Origin of the sequence: Streptomyces plumbidurans (assembly GCF_019857225.1) — a bacterium.
GTDB lineage: Bacteria > Actinomycetota > Actinomycetes > Streptomycetales > Streptomycetaceae > Streptomyces > Streptomyces plumbidurans.
On record NZ_JAFJSY010000039.1, the window covers coordinates 23484 to 44222 of the forward strand.

Below are 20739 nucleotides of genomic sequence, written 5' to 3' on the forward strand. Positions count from 1 at the left end.
TGGGGGGTCAATTTGGGCAGACGGTATGGAAATTCATCCGCCTGCCCGGATCTCAGCGCCGGATGTGGCCGTCGCCGGTGACGATGTACTTGGTGCTGGTCAGCTCCGGCAGCCCCATCGGACCGCGCGCGTGCAGCTTCTGCGTGGAGATGCCGATCTCGGCGCCGAAGCCGAACTGGCCGCCGTCGGTGAAGCGGGTCGAGGCGTTCACGGCGACCGTGGTGGAGTCGACCAGCTTGGTGAAGCGGCGGGCGGCCTGCTGGGAGGAGGTCACGATCGCCTCGGTGTGACCGGACGACCACAGCCGGATGTGCTGGACCGCCCGGTCCAGCGAGTCGACGACGGCGGCGGCGATGTCGTAGGAGAGGTACTCGGTGTCCCAGTCCTCCGGGGTGGCCTCGACGACGGTCGCCTTGGAGTCCTTGGCGTACGCCAGCACACGCGGGTCGGCGTGCACGGTCACCCCGGCCTCGGCGAGGGCGTCCAGGGCGCGCGGCACGAACTCGGCGGCGATGTCCTGGTGCACGAGGAGGGTCTCGGCGGCGTTGCAGACGCTGGGCCGCTGGGCCTTGGAGTTGATCAGGATGTCGATCGCCATGTCGAGGTCGGCGGCCGCGTCGACGTAGACGTGGCAGTTGCCGACACCGGTCTCGATCACGGGGACGGTGGACTCCGCGACGACCGTCTGGATCAGGGAGGCGCCGCCGCGCGGGATCAGGACGTCGACCAGGCCGCGGGCGCGCATCAGCTCGCGCACGCTCTCGCGGCTCTCGCCGGGCACGAGCTGAACGGCGTCGGCGGGCAGCCCCGCGCCCCCGACGGCGTCCCGCAGGACCCTGACCAGGGCGGTGTTGGACTCGTAGGCGGAGGCGGAGCCGCGCAGCAGGACCGCGTTGCCGGACTTGAGGCAGAGGGCGGCGGCGTCCACGGTCACGTTCGGGCGGGCCTCGTAGATGATGCCGACGACGCCGAGCGGGACGCGGACCTGGCGCAGGTCGATGCCGTTCGGGAGGGTCGAGCCGCGCACGACCTCGCCGACCGGGTCGGGCAGGGCGGCGACGTCCCGCACGTCGGAGGCGATGGCGCGCACCCGCTCCGGGGTGAGCGTGAGCCGGTCGATGATGGCCTCGCTGGTGCCGTTCTCGCGGGCCTTGGCGATGTCCTTGGCGTTGGCCTCGACGATCTCGCTCGTACGGACCTCCAGGGCGTCCGCGATGGCGAGCAGCGCGTCGTCCTTCTCCGCGCGGGGCAGCGGGGCGAGGTCCGCGGCGGCGGACTTGGCGCGGTAGGCGGCCTGCGTGACCGGGGACATCGAGTCGTACGGCGAGAGCGTGGTCATGGGGGAAGCGTAGTGCGCCCCGGGGGGCCGTCCACCGGGCATCCCAAACCCCGAGACACCCGCCGAAGGCGCCCTAAAAGGGGTGCACGCCCACCGGACTCGCGGGCGGCGGGCCGAAGCCCTCGGCGACCCGCAGGTGGTAGGTCTCGCGATCGATGACCTCCAGGCCGACGATCTCCCAGGGCGGCAGCTTGGCGGTCTGGCGGTGCTCGCCCCACAGGCGCAGCGCTACGGCGGCGGCGTCGTGCAGGTCGCGGGCCTCTTCCCAGTAGCGGATCTCCGCGTGGTCGTTGGCGTACCTGCTGGTCAGCAGAAAGGGGTGGTCGTGGGCGAGCTGTTCGAGGCCGCGCCGCACCTCCTTCAGGGGGGCCTCCTCGCCGGAGACGCTGAGGGTGACGTGCCACAGGCGCGGCAGGTCCTCCGGCCCTTCGTACCGGTCGCCGGTCGCGACGCTGGTCAGGGCGCGCTCCTCGCCGACCGCGCGGGAGACGGCACTCCTGGCGCCCCGGGCGCCCCCGGTGCCGCCTCGGGACACCGTCCCAGGGCGCACTCGTCTCACGACGGCCTCCTTCACGCGACGGCCGAGCAGCGCTCGTACCGAATGTGTCCCTGGGACAAAGTTGAGCAGGCCGCAAGGGTTCGCGGGGCGCTTTTGCGGAACGTCCACCTCAGGGCGACTCGTGAAACGGGCGTTCCCCCTGTTTTCGGCCACTGCTCGGCGTGGCGTGTGTTTCGTGTGTGCGCGGCTGTCAGGGATGCAGCAGCACCAGGTCGTCCCGGTGCACGACCTCGCGTTCGTAGGCCGGGCCCAGCTCGCGTGCCAGCTCTCGCGTCGAACGCCCGAGCAGCTGGGGGATCTCCTTGGCGTCGAAGTTGACGAGTCCGCGGGCCACCGCGCGGCCCTCCCCGTCGCGCAGCTCGACCGGGTCCCCGGCGCTGAACTCGCCCTCCACGGCGGCGATTCCGGCCGGCAGCAACGAGGTGCGGCGCTCGACCACCGCTCGCACCGCGCCGTCGTCCAGGGTGAGCGAGCCCTGCGGGGTGGAGGCGTGCTGCAGCCACAGCAGCCGGTCGGCGGAGCGCTTGCCCGCCGGGTGGAAGTAGGTGCCGGTGTCCTTGCCCGCCAGGGCGTCGGCCGCGTGGACGGCGCTGGTCAGCACGACGGGGATGCCGGCGGCGGCCGCGATCCGGGCGGCCTCGACCTTGGTGACCATGCCGCCGGTGCCCACGCCCGCCTTGCCCGCGCTGCCGATCTCCACGTGCGCCAGGTCCTGCGGTCCGCGCACCTGCGCTATCCGCGAGGTGCCGGGTTTCGCGGGGTCGCCGTCGTAGACGCCGTCGACGTCGGAGAGCAGCACCAGCAGGTCGGCGTGGACGAGGTGGGCGACGAGTGCGGCCAGCCGGTCGTTGTCGCCGAAGCGGATCTCGTCGGTGGCGACGGTGTCGTTCTCGTTGACGACGGGCAGGGCGCCCATCGCGAGCAGCTTGTCGAGGGTGCGCGAGGCGTTGCGGTGGTGGGCGCGGCGGCTCATGTCGTCGGAGGTGAGCAGCACCTGGCCGACCCGGACGCCGTAGCGGGCGAAGGAGGCGGTGTAGCGGGCGACGAGCAGGCCCTGGCCGACGCTGGCGGCGGCCTGCTGGCGGGCGAGGTCACGGGGGCGGCGGCGCAGGCCCAGTGGGGAGAGTCCGGCGGCGATGGCGCCGGAGGAGACCAGGACGATCTCCTTCTCTCCCCCGCTGCGGCTCTTGGCGAGTACGTCGACGAGCGCGTCGACCCGGTCGGCGTCCAGACCGCCGGCGGCGGTGGTCAGCGACGAGGAACCCACCTTGACGACGATCCTGCGGGCCTTGCTCACGGCCTGCCTTGCCCCTGCCACCTTGGTCTTCCGTCCCCTCGCGCATTCCGGCTTCCCGACCGGCAATCTACGCGAAGGGGACCGGGTCTCGCGTGCCGGTCCAGTTGCCGGACAGACATGACGTAACCGTTTGCTCACGCATTGCGCACGGCAAAAAGGTTGCACTGGTTGCCTATAGAAATCAAAGTGCAGGTAAATCTAGTTTGAACGATGTGCAACCCAACGAAGTTCGCCGTGTGAAGCGCATCCTGCTGCGCTCGGGCAAGAGTCCCTTCGACGTCTTTCCCGTGGAGGAGGCCCTCCATCAGGACGTCATCGCCACCAACTCCGGCAATCTGATCTTCAGTGACGCCGCCCACAAGATCCTCGAGGCACCCGGCACCGAGGTCGTGGCGAACGGCATGCGGACCGATGTGGCGGCGGCGGAGCAGATCAACGAGGAGTACGACGCCTTCGTCGTGCCGCTGGCCAACGCGTTCCGGCCCTCGTTCGAGATCTCGTTGAAGCGGCTGACCCGGTTGATCAGCAGACTGCGGATCCCGGTCGTGGTGGTGGGCATCGGCGCGCAGGCCGGGTTGAACTACAACGCGGCGCGGCTGAAGCCGATGGAGGAGTCGGTGCGCGCCTTCGTCTCGGCGGTCCTCGACCGCAGCGCCTCCATCGGGGTGCGCGGGGAGTTCACCGAGAAGTACCTCAAGGACCTGGGGTACCGCGACGTCGAGGTGATCGGCTGCCCGTCGCTGTTCATGTACGGCAAGGAACTCGCCGTGGACAAGCGGGCGCCGGCGCTGACCGCCGACTCCCGCATCGCGATCAACGGGTCGCACAGCGTGGTGCAGAAGCAGGGCCTGGACAAGCTCATCGAGCGCACCCACGCCCGCTATCCGAACCTGACCTTCGTCGGCCAGAACCTCAGCGACGCACGGCAGTTGCACTGGCGGGACCTGTCCCACCCGAACGCCGCCGTGACGGGGATACCGACGCATCCCGACCACCCGATGTTCCGCGAGGACAAGGTCCGCGTGTACGTCGACCCGGTGACCTGGATCGACGACCTGCGCGACTACGACTTCTCCTTCGGCTCCCGCATCCACGGCAACATCGCCGCGCTGCTCGCGGGCACACCCGCCACCGTGCTGTGCGGCGACTCGCGGACGCTGGAGCTGTGCCGGTACTTCGAGATCCCGCACCGCCGCATCGACAAGCAGACCCCGGGGCTCGATCCCGCGCAGTTGTACGAGGAGGCCGACTTCACCGGTCTGACCGGCAATCACCTGGAGCGCTTCGAGCGGTTCACGGGCTTCCTGGAGCGCAACGGCCTGGAGAACACGTTCACGCACGGCGACGGCGGCGCCGCCTTCGAGGCCCGCCTGCGCTCCCTGGACTTCCCGCCCGGCGTCCGCCCCTGGAACGACACCGACATCACCTCCCTGACCTCCCGCTTCGGCTGGCTGCACACCCGCATCAGCGAACTGACCCTGGACAACGCCCAGTTGAAGCGAGAACTGGAGCGGAGGGCCGCCAAAACGGCCACCCCGGGCTCATCCTCCGTCTACCGCCGCGCCAGAAGCGCAGTGGGCCGCCCCATCCGCCGCGCACTGCAGGCCGGTAAGCAGTAGCTCTGGCGGACCGGGCACAGCTCCGGCGAGGGGCAAGGGCCGTGCGGGACCCCGCACAAACGCAAGCGCCCTGCCACCCGCCTCACGAAAGCGTCCCGACCGGGCCGGACGCCGCTGCCGCGCAGGGCCAGGGTCGTGCGGGGCGCTCGGCCGGGCCCCGGCGCTGACCCGAACCGGTGAGGCAATGGCAACCCGATGCCGATCCGGCCCGACTCGGCATCCGTACGACGACACCGCCTCCCGGGCTCACCGCAGCGGCCGCCGACTCACAGAGGCCTCCTGCGCGCGGCCCGGAGGGCGACGGCCCGCGCCGATCCGGCTCGACTCGGCACCCGTATGACGAACCCGGCTGACCGCAGCGGCCGTCGGCGCACGAACACGCCCCGCCCCGGCCGAGCGGCAGCACCCCGCCCACGCCGACCCGTCAGCCCGCTCCACCACGCCCGGCGCGCATCGCCGACAGACCAAGGGACCGCGACCGGTCCGGCCGGACTCGGCACCCGTACGACAGCCATCCCAACCCGGCTCACCGCAGCGCCCGCCGACACCAGAACACGCCCCGTCCCGGCCACGCCGCAGTACCCCGCTCGTGCCGGAACCGCCGCGCCCGGCACCCCTCGCGAGCCGCCCAGGGGCGCATGCCGCCCCGCAGCAGCCGCCCCCGCTCAGGCACCTCCCGTCGAGCCGGCGGCAGCACCCCCCTTCAGGCCGCCGCCGCCGATCCCCCCGGAGTGCGTGAACCCGGCCTGGGGGTGCGGGGCTTGAGTACTCGGCGGGCCTTGCGGGCTGCGCGGCGGAGGACTGTGCCGCCTGCGGAGTGTTCGCGGTAGCCGGGGAAGGGGCGGGCCTCGCGGGGTGAGGCGAGGTAGATCGTGTCGGGTATGCCCGCCGAGGTGTCGCGGAAGTGGGGGTAGGCGAGGTAGAGGTGGCGGCCCCTTTTCTCCAGAAGGGCCGCGGGCTGCTTCTTCGCCTTGATGAACTCCACGACCTCCTTGAGGAGTTCGGGCCGCTCCTCGGCGACGAGATGCAGCCGCAGCCGCTCCTCGACCTTGAGTCGGCGGGCGACGCCCTCGTCCCAGAACTGCTCCATCAGCGGCTTCGCCAGCTCGAACTTGTGCCGGCGCACCTTCTCACTGTCCTTGAGGTACCTCGGCCCGAACTGCGGCAGCAGCGTCACCAGGAAGGGCCTGATCATCAGCGCGTCACGGCGTTCCCCCGCCGGGACGTGCTCGGCTATCAGGTTCATCAGGGCGCGCGCGGAGTCGAAGCGCAGGGCGTAACCGCCGCTCTTCGTCACATGCTTGCCGTCCTCGCGGCCGACGAGGTAGTAGCAGGTGTAGTCGGCGAGCACGGACACCCCGCCCGCCCGCAGATACGCCTCCATCGTGAACAGCGCGTCCTCGCCGGTCCACAGGGACTCGTCGAACCGCATTCCGTGCTGCTCAAGGAACTGCCGGCGAAACAGCTTCTGCGCGCTCAGGGTGAACTTGATGTTCGACGAGAAGACGTCGGTGCGCTCCAGCGTCTTGCCCCACATCGACCGCGGCGGCTTGCGGTTGATGCCCTCCACCCGGCCGAGCACCACGTCCGTGCCGTTGCGGTCGCCCATCGCGACCATCCGCTCCAGTGCCTCGGGGCCGAGCCGGTCGTCGGCGTCGAGGAAGAAGACGTAGCGTCCGGCGGCCTTGCCGAGTCCGACGTTGCGCGGCCCGCTCGGGCCACCGGAGTTGTCCTGCCGGATCACCGTGACCGGCATGGACGCCCGCCGCGCGAACTCCTCCAGGTACTCCCCCGTCCCGTCCGTGGACCCGTCGTCCACCGCGATGACCTCGATGCGCTCCGAGTCGATGGTCTGTGCCTCCACGGACGCGAGGCACTCGATCAGATACGGCATCGCTTCGTACGCCCCGATGATCACGCTGACATCAGGCTGCGCGACGGTCACATTTCCCCCTTGGTCAAGGTGCATTTCCCCCGAATCCACATATTGGCTACCTGTTAGACGGGTGGCCACTTGAGGAGGTTGCCTTACTGCTCGATTTTGGTGAGGTACGTCACAGGAGACACGGGCGGCACAAACCGCAGGAAAGGACAGACACCGGAAAGTACGCAGGAAGGGTGAGAGTTGCTCACGGGGAGGTCCGCAAAGCGGTAAGAAACGGGGAAGAGCTCGGCCCCGAGGATCGCTTCCTCGGGGCCGAGCTCTTCGTGCGAAGTGCGGAAAGGGCCGTCAGTGCTGCTTGGTGCCGTCCGGCTCCCCGGTCGCCGGCACCGGCTGCGCCGGCGACAGCTGGTCGGACAGTTCGTCGGCCCCGGGCGCACCGCCCGCGCTGCGGGACTCCTGGCCGAGGTTGCGCGAATGCGCCTTGAGCGCCAGGTCCGCCACCGCGGCATTGAACTGCTCGATGGACGAGGGCTCGTCCGGGCCGAGCAGATACTCCTTCAGCTCCTTGCGGTCCTCGGCCAGCGCGTCGGCGGCCGGATTGCGCACCGCGCTCAGCAACTCGCCCAGTTCGGCAGCGCTGTTGGAGAGGATCACCGCGGCGCGCACGGCGGTGTTCTGCCGCTTGAACTCCTCCACGCCCAGCTCGGCGGAGTCTGTGACGGCGTACGGCTTGCCGCTCGCGATGAAGTCGGAGACCACGGAGGAGATGTCGGAGACCATCGCGTCGCAGACGTTGAAGCAGTCGTACAGACGCGGCTCGGCGCCCGAGATGACGCGGTGCTCGGCGGCACCGAAGGAACGCCAGTACGCGTCGTTCCACTCGCCGCGCAACCGGGCCACCTCCTCGTGCCTGCCGAGGTCGACCACGCCGTCGCGGGTGGCCTCGGCCTCGTCGCCGCGGTCGCCCGCGGTGCCGGACAGCTCGGCGAGGCGGGCCTCGATCCGGGCCAGATCGCTCCTGGCCTGCTGCAGGGCGGCCGCGTCGGGGGCGAAGCGGGGGTCGGCGGCGCGCTCGGCGGCGGCCTTCTCGACCAGGGCGGTGATGCGCCGGTGCGCGGCGCCCGCCTCCTTGCTGACGGTGCCGGTGAAGGGGTGCGGCTTGTACAGGACACGGACCGGCGGGTCGGCGGTGATCAGCTTCTTCACGATGTTCTCGCCGGCCAGGACCAGCGAGGTGTTGCCCGGGTTGCCGTCCCAGCCCTCCCAGGTGGGCGCGTACAGCACGGTCGGGCAACGTCCGTCGGCGGCCGGGCCGTCCGGGGCGCTCTGCCGGGTCCGGATCGGCGCCAGCTGCGGGCGGCCGACCTCGACGATGTCGTCGTCACGGACGCCGACGTCGGCGATGGCGTAGCGGTCGCGGCCCGCGCGTCCGGCGGTCCACACCTCGTCGTACACCTTGCTGAACGGGTTGACGCTGGCCAGCTTGTCGCTGTCGCCGTGGCCGATGAAGACGTGCTTCATGGTGGGCACGCGCAGCATGTGGATGTTCTTGCCGACGTTGGCCGCGTACAGCGCGACGCGCACCGTCGACAGCTCCATGTTCATCAGGTGCACACCGCCGGGCACGCAGATCACGGGGGCGGTGGTGGGCGCCAGGTTCGCCAGGATGACCCGCTCGCGCAGGATGACCAGCGGCTTGGAGTCCAGCTGCTCCATGGTCTCCAGCCACATGTTGACCTGGTACGCCGAGTCCTTGGAGCCGGAGAAGTACAGCACCGTCTCGGGGCCGTACTCGCGCAGCCAGTCGTCGACGGCCGCGAGCACCTGCTCCGCGTTCGGCGGGATCTTGCTGCCGCGGATGTACGGCACCAGGGCGCCGACGTAGAGGCAGCCCAGGAACAGGGTGACGCCGATGCCGATGAAGCCGGGCACGGACCACTTCATGGCCGCGGCGACCAGGATGCCGACAACGGCCGCGAGGTCGAGGTGGAGCATCTTCTCCGCGGAGCGGTCCAGCAGGAAGCGCGGCGGGGCGTCCGGAATGCGGATGCGCGACTTCAGATCCACGTTGCGGGTGGCGACCGGCATCCGGCGGCGGTTGCGGATCAGCGTGACCAGGGCACCGTGCGGGGCCTGCAGACCGTAGAACGCGATGAAGCAGGCGATCGCGCCGTAGTAGATCAGGTTGTCCGCGAACGACATCCGGGCCAGCAGCAGTATCAGCAGCAGCTGCCGGATCAGGAAGCGGATGGACAGGCCGGCGCGGACCTTGCTGAGCCGGTTGACCAGGTAACTGCCCTTGCGGTGCAGATAGTGGTCCGCCAGATACGTGACGGCGGCCGCGGCCGCGAAGGCGTAGACGCTCGGGACGAGCGCGGCCAGCATGAGGGCCGGGAAGCCCAGCATCATGAGCGCCGCCGCGGCCAGCTCGGCCGCGCTGCCCACCCGGGCGACGCGAATAGCGGTGGATATCACGGAGAACCTGCTCTGGGAGGGGGAGTGCCGGTTTTGTTCTGGACTGCGCAGGGTGTGTAGTAATTCGACGGGTGTACGGATTCAGGCCCCTGCGAACGCCCGGTCAACGCAAACGCATTAACACCGGAAAGCAGAGGCCTGAATAACGGAAGGCTAATTCCTGTCGAATATTACACGCCGTCCTGTCGGTCCAGAACCGAGGCCAGCGCATGCTCGAACCCGGACGCCTTCGCCGCACCCGCCGTCGGGTCCTGCTGGCGGACGTCGATGACGTGGCCGGTCAGCTCGGAGAGCAGCACGTCCAGCGAGGTGCGGGCGACGGCCTCGGAGGAGAGCAGGCTACCCGCGGGCTCCTGGCCGAATGCCTTGGTGCGCATGGGCGTGGCGGTGCGCTCCGGGTTGATGCAGTTGACCCGGATGCCGTCGCCGGCCCACTCGTCCGACAGGGCCTGGGTGAGGTTCACCATGGCGGCCTTGGTCGAGGAGTAGAGGCTGTACTCGGCCCGGCCGCGGGTGTAGCTGCTGGAGGTGTACAGCAGCAGCTGGCCCTTGGTCTCCGCCAGGTACTTGTACGCGGAACGGGCGATCTGCACCGGCGCCAGGTAGTTGACCTTCAGCGCTTCCTCGATGGTCGCGTTGTCGGTCTCGGCGAGCTTGCCGATGCGCAGGACGCCCGCGGTGTTGACGACGTGGTCGATCCGGCCGGTCTCCGCGTACGCCTTGGACAGCGCGTCGTCGACCTCCTCCGGGTTCTCCACGTGGGTGCCGGTGGTGGAGCGGCCGAGCGCGTACACCTTGGCGCCGTAGGACTCGGCGAGCTCGGCGATGTCCTTGCCGATGCCGTACGAGCCGCCGAAGATCACGACCGTCTTGCCGGTCAGCAGCTCGCGGTACGCCGCCTCGTCCACCTGCTCGGGCGCGGCGGTCGAGGCCAGCTGGAACAGCTTGTCGGCGATGAAGACGTCGACGGGCTGGGTGACCTTCATGTTGTACTCGTCGCCCGCCACGACGTGGATCGGCACGTCCGGCAGGTACTTGAGCACGACGGAGCAGTCGTCCGTGGCCTGGAAGTTGGGGTCGCCGGCGGCGACCTCGTAGGCCCGCTTGATCGTGGACAGCTTGAAGGCCTGCGGGGTCTGGCCGCGGCGCAGCCGGGAGCGGTCCGGGATCTCGGTGATGAACTCGCCGTCCTCGCCGTGCTTGCGCGTGACGATGATGGTGTCCGCGGACGGGATGGCGACGTCGACGGCCTGGAAGCGCTCGAGCGCGGTCACGCAGTCGTCGATGACGCGCCGCGAGAGCAGCGGGCGCACGGCGTCGTGGAACAGGACGTTGACGTCCTCGCCCTCGGCCAAGCCCTCGCCGAGGGCCTCGATGGCGCGCTCGGTGGTCTCGTTGCGGGTGGAGCCACCCTCGATGATCTTCTTGACCTTCTTGAAGCCGGCCTTGGCGACGATCTTCTCGATGTCGGGCACGTATCCGGGCGCCATCAGCACGATGATGTCGTCGATCGAGTCGGCCTTCTCGAAGGTCGTCATGGTGTGCTCGATGACTGCCTTGCCGGCGATCTTCAGCAGCTGCTTGGGGATCGAGAGACCCACCCGCTGGCCGGTGCCACCGGCCAGGATCACTGCGGTGGTACGGGGCTTGGCTATGTGCTGGGACACAGAGGACCTACCTTGGGGCGTCAGGGAACGGGGAAATGGTCCCACTTGCGGTTACCGCTGTGCAAGGTGAGCGCCGTCCGCTGCATATGTGCGCGCTACCTGGTATTCACCTCGCACCGCTGGTGACGCCGGGGCGTCCGTCGCGAGTTCCCGTGGAATTGCTGTGAGTAACTGCACAGGCGGTCAGCGCCGCCGCAGCTTCTTCAGGCAGCGGTGGCCGAGCACCTTCACGAGTTCCACGGAGGACGTCTGGTGAACCGTACGCGCTTTGGCCGGGGCGGAGTGCCGCACCGGCACCCCGGCGGCCGCGGCGAGTGCTCCGTACAGGGCGTGCGCGGCCACCTCGGGGGCGATCCGCGGCTTTTCGGGCCGCTCACCGGCGGATTCCGGCACGGCGGACAGCAGCGCGGGGTCGCCGAGGACGCGTACGCCCGTACGAGTGATGCCGTCCATCATCTCGCCGGCGATCCGGGCGGCCTCCTCGACCGCCCACCGCGGGGTCGAGATCTTCACGTCCTCGGGCGTGGGACTGCACGTGTTCTTCATATGCATGACCGCGCCGTTGCGTACGAGCTTGGAATACAGCTCGTCCGGCAGCTCATTGCCGCGGAATTCCTTGTTAAGATTCCGCAGCATTTCGGTCTCGGCGAGGGTAAGTGACCGATTCGCGGTGTCCGGAACGGGCTGCAGGAGATTTTCGGGCAGTCCGAGCAGCGCCTCGAAGGTGCGCATCAGCCGGTCCCGGTCCCGGTCGTCGACCACGACGACGGTGACCCGCTCCGGTCCGACCGCCCGCGCCCACCGCTCGACCAGCCGGTCGTGCCGGTGACGGCGCCAGAAGCTGGGGGTGGGCTGCTCGTACGGGGCCTTGCGCAGCATGTGCCGGAGCCAGTCCTCGTAGCCCATGCGCAGACCGTTCTGCACGTACTGCTGCCACTGCGAGGGCATGATCCGCGCCAGCGGGCGCAGGGTGACCAGGACGTGCACCCGGTCCCCGCCGAGCTGCTCGACGATCCGGGCGATCGTGGTGTCGTCCTCGGCGTCGGCGAAGAACTCGCTGCTGATCACGGCCGTGCGCCGGCCGGCCGCCCGCACCTGCTGCACCAGTCCGGCCCAGTGCTGCTCGGTGGGCACGACGTCGCCCATCATCGCGGGGCGCGCGACGGCGGCCAGGACGGCCTCCATGGGGTGCCGGGTGGTGCCGGGGAACTCGACGCCGTGCGCGGGCAGTCGGTCCTGTGCCTCGAACAACGCGCCCTGGATCGCGGTCGTGCCGGTCTTGTGCGGGCCGATGTGCAGCAGCCGGGTGCCGGCGGGCAGCGGGGCGGGGCGGGCGGCGCCCTCCACCCGGGCGTCATCTTTCGTACAGTCGGTCTCCATGGTCAGAGGATGGTAAGAGCCTCACGTGAGACTTACCTGAGAGAGGCCTGGGACGCTGATGAGCCCCAGGCTCCCGTCACTTCGCCTACGCGCAGGCCACCGCCGGGTCAGACCGGCTCGACGCCCGGACGGCCGTTCTCCACCCGCAGCCGCGCGAGCGTGCTCGCCGTGGCCTGCGGTTGCACCACCGTGTCCACCACCCGCACCCGCGCGTCGATGCCGTCGCGGCGGATGTCGAAGAGGTGGTAGCCGCGGTGGGCGTCGATGAGCTTCCAGTGCGGGTTGTCCGCCTTCAGCGGGTCCCACTGGGCGTGGAAGGCGGCCTGGTCCTGGTCGCCGTTGCTGGAGATGGACGTGCCGACGAACTCGGCGCCCACGACCTCGGACTGCGGGTCGGAGTAGTCGGTCTTCAGGTCGCTGATCATCGTCAGATGGCGGTCGCCGCTGAGCACGACCGGGTTGCGGATGTCGGCGAACTCCTCCAGCAGGGCGTTGCGTTCGACCTGGTAGCCGTCCCAGGCGTCGTAGTACCAGAGCTTGCCCTCGCCTGGCAAAAGGTCGGTCTCGGCCATCATGATCTGCGAGGCGACGAGGTTCCAGCGGGCGGGCGAGTCGTGCAGCCCGTCCAGCAGCCACTCCTTCTGCTCGGCTCCGAGCATCGTGAGCGAGGGGTCCTCGGCGTCCGCCTGGCTGATGACCTGGTCGCTGCGGAACTGCCGGGTGTCGAGCACGTTCAGGCGCGCCAGGCGGCCGAACTCCAGGCGGCGGTACATCTGGATGTGCGGCCCGTCCGGGATCGCGCTCGCCCGCACCGGCACGTGCTCGTAGTACGCCTGGAAGGCCGCCGTCAGCCGGGCCACGAAGGCGTCGTGCGGCTGCTTGGCGGGGTCCTGCGGGATCTGTCCGGCCCAGTCGTTGTCCACCTCGTGGTCGTCGAAGGTGACCACCCAGGGCGCGTTCGCGTGCATCGCCGCCAGGTCGGGGTCGGTGTGGTACTGCGCGTACCGGTTGCGGTACTGCTCCAGGGTGTACGGCTCCCCCGCGCCCTCGTGCCGCCGCGGCCCCGCCGACGACGGCGTGGACTCGTAGATGTAGTCGCCGACGAACAGCACGACGTCGGGATCCTGTTCCAGCATGTCGGCGTACGGCGTGAAATAGCCGTGCTGCCAGTTCTGGCAGGAGGCGAGGGCGACGCGCAGGGAGCCGTTGCGCGCGTGCGGGTGGGGCGCGGTGCGGGTACGGCCGGTGGGCGAGACCTGGCCCTCCACCCGGAAGCGGTACCAGTACGCGCGGTCCGGGCGCAGACCGCGGACGTCCACGTGAACGCTGTGCGCGTACTCGGGGCGGGCGTGGGCGACGCCCCGGCGCACCGGCTTTCTCAGCCGCGGGTCCTCGCCGATCTCCCACTCGACCGGGACCACGCGGTCGGGCATACCGCCGCCGTTGAGCGGGTCGGGGGCGAGTCTGGTCCACAGCACGATGCCGTCGGGCAACGGGTCGCCGGAGGCGATCCCGAGGCTGAACAGCCCGTCGGGCAGCGTGGCCCCGGCCGCGCGGGCGGTGCCCGGCAGCCAGAGCACGGCGGAGGCGGCAGCGCCGAGGACGGCGGTACCGGCGGTCAGAAAGCGGCGTCGGTCGTGCGAGCTTGCTCCGGTCATCGGCTGACTCCCTTGCCTCGCAGGCCAGTTGGACACGTGAAAGCTCACGCAGCCGGACGGTCCACGGGCTGAACGCAAGCCTTCGCGTGCATGACAAATGAGCAGACAACGAGAGACCCGTTGCGACACAGGAACAACGTGGATGAACGTGCTCTGGTCACAACGGGTCGCGTGTCGCCTCAATTGACGGGCATGGCGAGGATGTGCGGTAGGAGAGCTTCGAGCCGATTCTCGGGCTCTTGCGCCGGCCGCCGCTGACCGGCGGCCGGCCGCTCAAGACCGGTCAGAAGGGCTCGAACCCGTCGAACTCCCGACTGGACTCGTCGCGTTCCGCCTCCCGGTCCCGGCGCCGCTGCGCCGCGGGACGGGGTGCCTCGAAGCGGTGGTCCTCACCGCGGCGGCCCAGCATCTCCGCGCCGGCCATCACCGTCGGCTCCCAGTCGAAGACGACCGCGTTGTCCTCGGGTCCGATGGCCACACCGTCGCCGGACCGGGCGCCCGCCTTCATCAACTCCTCCTCCACACCGAGGCGGTTGAGGCGGTCGGCCAGATAGCCCACGGCCTCGTCGTTGTTGAAGTCGGTCTGCCGCACCCAGCGCTCGGGCTTCTCGCCGCGCACCCGGAACAGCGGCTCCCCGTCGGCCTCCTCGCGCGTGACGGTGAAGCCCGCGTCGTCCACGGCCTTGGGCCGGATGACGATGCGCGTCGCCTCTTCCGCGGGCCGCGCGGCCCGCGCCTTCGCGACCAGGTCGGCCAGCGCGAACGACAGCTCCTTCAGCCCGAGATGGGCGACGGCGGACACCTCGAAGACGCGGTAGCCCCGCGCCTCCAGGTCCGGCCGCACCATCTCGGCGAGGTCCTTGCCGTCCGGTACGTCGATCTTGTTCAGGACGACGATCCGCGGCCGCCGGTCGAGCCCGCCGTACTGCTTGAGCTCCTCCTCGATGACGTCGAGGTCGGAGACGGGGTCCCGCTCGGACTCCAGCGTCGCCGTGTCCAGCACGTGCACCAGCACGCTGCACCGCTCCACATGGCGCAGGAACTCGAGACCGAGGCCCTTGCCCTGGCTGGCGCCGGGGATCAGTCCGGGCACGTCCGCGATGGTGTACACGGTCGAACCGGCCGTCACGACACCGAGGTTGGGCACCAGCGTGGTGAAGGGGTAGTCGGCGATCTTCGGCTTGGCGGCGCTCAGCACCGAGATCAGCGAGGACTTGCCCGCGCTCGGGTATCCCACGAGCGCCACGTCGGCGACGGTCTTCAGCTCCAGGACGATGTCCTGCAGATCGCCCGGCACGCCGAGCAGCGCGAAGCCGGGCGCCTTGCGCCGTGCCGAGGCCAGCGCGGCGTTGCCGAGCCCGCCGCGGCCGCCCTGTGCGGCTACGTAGGAGGTGCCCTGTCCGACCAGGTCGGCGAGGACGTTGCCGGCCTTGTCCAGCACCACGGTGCCGTCCGGTACCGGCAGCACCAGGTCCTGGCCGTCCTTGCCGGAGCGGTTGCCGCCCTCGCCGGGCTTGCCGTTGGTGGCCTTGCGGTGCGGGGAGTGGTGGTAGTCGAGCAGCGTGGTCACGGACTGCTCGACGGTGAGGATCACATCGCCGCCGCGCCCGCCGTTGCCGCCGTCGGGTCCGCCGAGCGGCTTGAACTTCTCACGGTGGACGGAGGCACAGCCGTGGCCTCCGTTACCCGCGGCGACGTGCAATTCGACGCGGTCCACGAAGGTGGTCATGGGATGTGCCTCCAGTTGCTTACGGGTCTTACCAGGTCAACACGCGAAAGGCGGACCCGCTTCCCACCAGGGAAGTGAGGTCCGCCTCGCGAGAGCTTCCGGTCAGGTGCCTGGGATTCAGGCGACCGGAACGATGTTCACGACCTTGCGGCCGCGGTGGGTACCGAACTCCACCGCACCGGCGTTCAGCGCGAACAGCGTGTCGTCGCCGCCACGGCCGACGCCCGCACCGGGGTGGAAGTGGGTGCCGCGCTGGCGGACCAGGATCTCACCAGCGTTGACGACCTGACCGCCGAAGCGCTTCACGCCGAGCCGCTGGGCATTGGAGTCGCGACCGTTCCGGGTGGACGATGCGCCCTTCTTGTGTGCCATTTCTCCTCAGTCCCTTACTTCGCAGCCGTGGGGATCTCAGTGACCTTGATCGCCGTGTACTGCTGGCGGTGGCCCTGGCGACGGCGGTAACCGGTCTTGTTCTTGTAGCGAAGGATGTCGATCTTGACGCCCTTGTGGTGGTCCACGACCTCGGCCTGGACCTTGATGCCGGCCAGCACCCACGGGTCGCTGGTCACAGCGTCGCCGTCGACAACGAGCAGGGTCGAGAGCTCGACCGTGTCGCCAACCTTGGCAGTGGAAATCTTGTCAACCTCAACGATGTCGCCGACAGCAACCTTGTGCTGGCGACCACCGCTGCGCACGATGGCGTACACGCGGATCTCACTCTCTCGCTCGGGAACGGCACCCTCGCAGTCCAGCCGTCCGGCACGCGTCCGGCCTCTCCGCGGCGGTTGGTGCGAGGCACCCGATGCTCTGGAGGAAGAGGTTTACGAGGATGTGGTGCGTCCTCAACAGCGGACACACCGAGGGTCAAGGTTACGGGGCCGGTGGCGAGGGGGTCAAACCGGGCCGAGCCCCGCAGACGTGCGGCCGGTCACAGGGACCGGCCGCACGCTTACTGCTCGGGCTGCGCCGAGAGCTCAGCTCTCGTCGGCGGCGGCCGAGACCGCCTTCTTCGCCGTCGTCTTGGCCGCGGCCGTCTTGGCGGTCTTCGTCGCCTTCTTGGCCGTGGCCTTCTTGGCCGCCGTCTTCTTCGCCGCGGTCTTCTTGGTCGCGGCCTTCTTGGCGGTGGCCTTCTTGGCCGTCTTACGGGCCGTCTTCTTGGCCGGAGCCGCCTCCTCGGCGTCCTCCGCCGGGGCCGGCGCCTCGTCCGCCGTGCCCGACGGAACGACCGTGACGGCCTCCTCGACGGACGCGGTGGGCGCGGCCTCCTTGCGCACGGCACGGCGCCGCGGACGGGCCGGGGCCGCGCTCGGGGCCGGGGCCTCGGACTGCGCCTCGCTCGGCGCGGCAGCGGCCGGCTCGGCGGCGGTGTCCGCGTCGGCGACCGGTGCGGACTCGGTGATCGTCACCACGGAGGCCTCGGCCCCCGCGGGCGAACCGGCCGGCGCGGACACCTTGCGGGTGGCCCGACGGCGCGTACGCCCCTTGGGTGCGGACTCCTCCGGGGCCTGCGCGGCCTCGGTGGGAACGACCACGTCCTCGACGGCGGCGGGCTCGGCGAGCGCCTCGGCGGCCCGCTCCGGCTGCACCGGACGCTCCACCTCGGCCTCGGCGGTGACGTCCTGAGCGGTCGGCGCCTCGGACTTCGGCTCCTCGCGCTTCTTGTCCTCGCCCCCGGCGCGCTCGCTCCTGGTCTCCTCGCGCCTCGGCGCACCCGCCGGGGCCGATGCCCGGCGGCTCGCGCGGCGGCGCGAACGGCCACGGCCCGCCGCGGCCTCCGCCTCTGCGGCGCTGTTGTAGAGCTCCTCGTCCACGGCGTACGCGGGCTCGGCGAGCGCGACCGGCGCCGCGACCTCGGCGGCGACCTCGGCCTCGGTCTCCTCGGCGGCCTCGGGTGCCTCGACGGCAGCCGCGCCCTCGTGCTCGTGGACGTGCGTGTCGCCGCCACGACCGCGCTTCTTGCGCTTGCCGCCGCCACCGGAGGAGGTGGGCTGCTCCATGTGCACGATGACACCGCGGCCGTTGCAGTGGACGCAGGTCTCGGAGAACGACTCCAGCAGGCCCTGGCCGACCCGCTTGCGGGTCATCTGCACCAGGCCCAGCGAGGTCACCTCGGCGACCTGGTGCTTGGTCCGGTCCCGGCCCAGGCACTCAAGGAGGCGCCGCAGCACGAGGTCCCGGTTGGACTCCAGCACCATGTCGATGAAGTCGATGACGATGATGCCGCCGAGGTCGCGCAGCCTGAGCTGACGGACGATCTCCTCGGCCGCCTCCAGGTTGTTCCTGGTGACGGTCTCCTCGAGGTTGCCGCCCTGGCCGGTGAACTTGCCGGTGTTGACGTCGACGACGACCATCGCCTCGGTCCGGTCGATGACCAGCGAACCGCCGCTGGGCAGCCAGACCTTGCGGTCCAGGGCCTTGGCGAGCTGCTCGTCGATGCGGTACGTGGCGAAGACGTCGACCTCGGAGGTCCACTTCGACAGCCGGTCGGCCAGGTCGGGCGCGACGTGCGCGACGTACCCGTGGATGGTCGACCAGGCCTCGTCGCCGCTCACGACGACCTTGGAGAAGTCCTCGTTGAAGATGTCGCGGACGACCCGGACCGTCATGTCCGGCTCGCCGTACAGCAGCGTCGGCGCGTTGCCGCTCTTCGACTTCTTCTGGATGTCCTCCCACTGCGCCTGCAGCCGCTCGACGTCCCGGCGCAGCTCGTCCTCGCTCGCGCCCTCGGCGGCGGTGCGCACGATGACGCCCGCGTCCTCGGGGACGACCTTCTTGAGGATGCTCTTCAGCCGGGCCCGCTCGGTGTCGGGCAGCTTGCGGCTGATGCCGGTCATCGAGCCCTCGGGCACGTACACGAGGTAGCGTCCGGGCAGGGAGACCTGGCTGGTGAGCCGGGCGCCCTTGTGCCCGATCGGGTCCTTCGTCACCTGGACGAGGACGGACTGGCCGGACTTCAGGGCGGACTCGATGCGCCGCGGGCCGTTGGCCATTCCCAGCGCCTCGAAGTTGACCTCGCCGGCGTACAGGACGGCGTTGCGGCCCTTGCCGATGTCGATGAAGGCGGCCTCCATCGACGGCAGGACGTTCTGCACCTTGCCCAGGTACACGTTGCCGACGTAGGAGGTGGCCTGCTCCTTGTTGACGTAGTGCTCGACGAGCACGCCGTCCTCCAGGACGCCGATCTGCGTGCGCTCGCCGTGCTGGCGCACGACCATCACGCGCTCGACGGCCTCGCGGCGGGCCAGGAACTCGGCCTCGGTGATGATCGGGACGCGGCGGCGCCCCTGCTCGCGGCCCTCGCGGCGGCGCTGCTTCTTGGCCTCCAGACGGGTCGAGCCCTTGATGGACTGCACCTCGTCGGACGGCTCGGGCTTCGGGCGGGGCTCACGGACCTTGACGACGGTGCGCTCGGGGTCGCCATCGCCGGGCTCGGTGTCGGCGGAGTCGCCGGAGCGACGGCGCCGACGGCGGCGCCTGCGGCTGCTGGAGGAGGAGCCGCCGCTGTCGCCGGCCTCGTCCTCGTCGTCCTCCTCGACCTGCTCGGCGGTGTCCTCGGCGTCCTGCGCGGCCTGTGCGGCGGCGGTCTCCTCGGCGTCCTCCGAGTCGTCCTCGCCGGCGGACTCGGCGGTCTCGCCCCGACGGCGACGGCGGCCACCGCGGCGACGGCGACGGCGCGAACCGGTCTCCTCGAACTCGTCGCCCTCGGCGCTGTCCTCGGCCTGGTCGTCCGCCTCTTCCGGCTCGTCGTCGGCGGAGTCGACGGGCGCGGCGGACGCGGCGGACGCGGCGGTCTCGGCGGTCTCGGCGGCCTGCGTCTCGCCCTCCTCGCCGAACGTCCCGCCCCGGCGACGGCGACGGCGCTTGGTGCCGGGCCGCTCCTCCGGGACCTCCTCGGGCTCCGCGACCGTACCGGCCTCGGCAGCCGCTTCGGCGGCGGCCCGCTCCGGCGTCTGGAACTTCGGCTCGGTGAACACCGGGGCCTGGAAGACGGCCACGGCGGGCCGCGACGGCTTGCGCAACTCCTCGCTCTCGGCGACGTCGGCCTCCTCGGCGGCATCGGCGGTGGTTGCGGCCCGGGCGTGCTGTGCGGCGGGCTCGGCGAACCCGGTCGCGGCCTTACGGGCGGTACGACGGCGGGTGCGCCGCGGGGCGGCCTCGTCGTCGGTCTTCTCGGCGCTCTTGTCGGCGGTCTTCTCGTCCGCCTTGACCGCGGGCGCCTCGTCCGCCTTTTCGTCCGCCTTCTCGTCACTCGCGTCCTCGGCGGCGGTCACGGCCGCCTCCTCGGCGGGCGCGGCCGTACGGCGCGTGGCACGACGGCGGGTACGGCGCGGAGCGGCGTCCTCGGCCGGCTCACCGGACTCGGCACTCTCCACGGGCGCGGCGGCGGTCTCGGCGGCGGCAGCTGCCTCGGTGTCCTCGGCGGCGGCCGTCTCGACCGTCCCAGGTGCCCCGGCGGGCGCGGACGCACGGCGCGTGGCACGGCGACGGGTGCGCGGCGGAGCGGCCTCCTCGGCGGTCTCGGGCTCGGCGGCAGTCCCCGCCACGGCCGGAGTCTCCTCGGCCTCCTCAGGGGCGGCGGGTGCGACAGCCTCGACCGCGTCTGCGGCAGCGGGCGTCCCGGCGGGCGCGGACGCACGACGGGTCGCACGGCGACGCGTACGCGCCGGTGCGGCCTCCTCGGCGGGTTCGGCCGCTACGGCTTCTTCAGCCGCTGTGGCCTCATCGGTCTCGACGGCCTCAGCGGTCTCGTCCTCATCGGCCTTCTGATCGTCGTCGGACGGTATGGCCGGCGTGACGATCTCCTCCGGGGTCTCGGAGGCAGCCGCGGCGGGCGGTCCCGCCGGGCGGGAAGCGGCACGGCGCCGACGACGCGGCGGCAAGGTGTCGCTCGGAGTGTTCAGTTCGGAACCCTCGGCGGGTTCGGTCGGTTCGAGCATGCGGGCATTTCTCCCGTCAGGCTCCCGGGCGCCGCACCTGGTCCGGCAGATGGCCGGTGACGTCCGCGGCTCGCGCGATGCGCAGTGCCGCCGTCCGGGGCGCGGGCGCCGCTCGGGAGCTCTCTGTGTCCTGTCTCGCCGGTTCCGTACACCTCGTGTGCACGGCCTGGCGAAAGTCTTGTGGTCAGTGCGCT

The 20739-nt window shown here is 70.7% G+C and carries 13 protein-coding genes; 1 reads left to right on the forward strand and 12 read right to left on the reverse strand.

All coding sequences use genetic code 11. The features are described from left to right. Nucleotides 1–52 precede the first annotated feature (52 nt). The 3 genes from JYK17_RS24000 to proB form a co-directional block, all read right to left on the reverse strand. The gene (locus JYK17_RS24000) at nucleotides 53–1339 is read right to left on the reverse strand and encodes a glutamate-5-semialdehyde dehydrogenase (RefSeq protein WP_108014640.1); all 1287 of its coding nucleotides are present in this window, start codon (nucleotides 1337–1339) and stop codon (nucleotides 53–55) included. 73 nt (nucleotides 1340–1412) lie between these two features. Then, complete coding sequence (locus tag JYK17_RS24005) at nucleotides 1413–1889, reverse strand: DUF8830 family protein (protein WP_372465269.1); 477 nt, start codon at nucleotides 1887–1889, stop codon at nucleotides 1413–1415. A 199-nt stretch (nucleotides 1890–2088) separates the two neighbouring features. Next, nucleotides 2089–3195, reverse strand: coding sequence for a glutamate 5-kinase (gene proB, locus JYK17_RS24010; RefSeq protein ID WP_108014642.1), 1107 nt, complete (start codon nucleotides 3193–3195; stop codon nucleotides 2089–2091). Between the two features lie 236 nt (nucleotides 3196–3431). On the opposite strand from proB, the gene JYK17_RS24015 reads away from it, so the two are divergent. Continuing rightward, nucleotides 3432–4814: a polysaccharide pyruvyl transferase family protein gene (locus JYK17_RS24015; RefSeq protein ID WP_108014643.1), complete on the forward strand. Its 1383-nt coding sequence runs from the start codon at nucleotides 3432–3434 to the stop codon at nucleotides 4812–4814. Between the two features lie 703 nt (nucleotides 4815–5517). Here JYK17_RS24015 and JYK17_RS24020 read toward each other — a convergent pair. The 9 genes from JYK17_RS24020 to JYK17_RS24060 form a co-directional block, all read right to left on the reverse strand. After that, nucleotides 5518–6759: a glycosyltransferase family 2 protein gene (locus tag JYK17_RS24020; RefSeq protein WP_128802933.1), complete on the reverse strand. Its 1242-nt coding sequence runs from the start codon at nucleotides 6757–6759 to the stop codon at nucleotides 5518–5520. A 285-nt stretch (nucleotides 6760–7044) separates the two neighbouring features. After that, complete coding sequence (locus JYK17_RS24025) at nucleotides 7045–9174, reverse strand: CDP-glycerol glycerophosphotransferase family protein (RefSeq protein ID WP_241662387.1); 2130 nt, start codon at nucleotides 9172–9174, stop codon at nucleotides 7045–7047. A 170-nt stretch (nucleotides 9175–9344) separates the two neighbouring features. Then, on the reverse strand, nucleotides 9345–10841 hold the full coding sequence (locus JYK17_RS24030) for a bifunctional cytidylyltransferase/SDR family oxidoreductase (protein ID WP_108014646.1): 1497 nt from the start codon (nucleotides 10839–10841) through the stop codon (nucleotides 9345–9347). Between the two features lie 183 nt (nucleotides 10842–11024). Beyond that, nucleotides 11025–12221 (reverse strand): hypothetical protein, encoded by a 1197-nt coding sequence (locus JYK17_RS24035; protein ID WP_222811150.1) that lies wholly within the window; start codon nucleotides 12219–12221, stop codon nucleotides 11025–11027. Between the two features lie 107 nt (nucleotides 12222–12328). Beyond that, on the reverse strand, nucleotides 12329–13879 hold the full coding sequence (locus tag JYK17_RS24040; RefSeq protein WP_108014648.1) for an alkaline phosphatase D family protein: 1551 nt from the start codon (nucleotides 13877–13879) through the stop codon (nucleotides 12329–12331). A 283-nt stretch (nucleotides 13880–14162) separates the two neighbouring features. Then, nucleotides 14163–15608, reverse strand: a complete 1446-nt coding sequence (obgE, locus tag JYK17_RS24045) for a GTPase ObgE (protein WP_108014649.1) — start codon at nucleotides 15606–15608, stop codon at nucleotides 14163–14165. 117 nt (nucleotides 15609–15725) lie between these two features. After that, nucleotides 15726–15980, reverse strand: coding sequence for a 50S ribosomal protein L27 (gene rpmA, locus JYK17_RS24050; RefSeq protein WP_007381992.1), 255 nt, complete (start codon nucleotides 15978–15980; stop codon nucleotides 15726–15728). A gap of 14 nt (nucleotides 15981–15994) precedes the next feature. Continuing rightward, nucleotides 15995–16315: a 50S ribosomal protein L21 gene (gene rplU, locus JYK17_RS24055; protein WP_099928855.1), complete on the reverse strand. Its 321-nt coding sequence runs from the start codon at nucleotides 16313–16315 to the stop codon at nucleotides 15995–15997. Between the two features lie 267 nt (nucleotides 16316–16582). Continuing rightward, a complete protein-coding gene (locus tag JYK17_RS24060) occupies nucleotides 16583–20545 on the reverse strand; it encodes an Rne/Rng family ribonuclease (protein ID WP_222811151.1) in 3963 nt (1320 codons plus the stop codon). Nucleotides 20546–20739 lie beyond the last annotated feature (194 nt).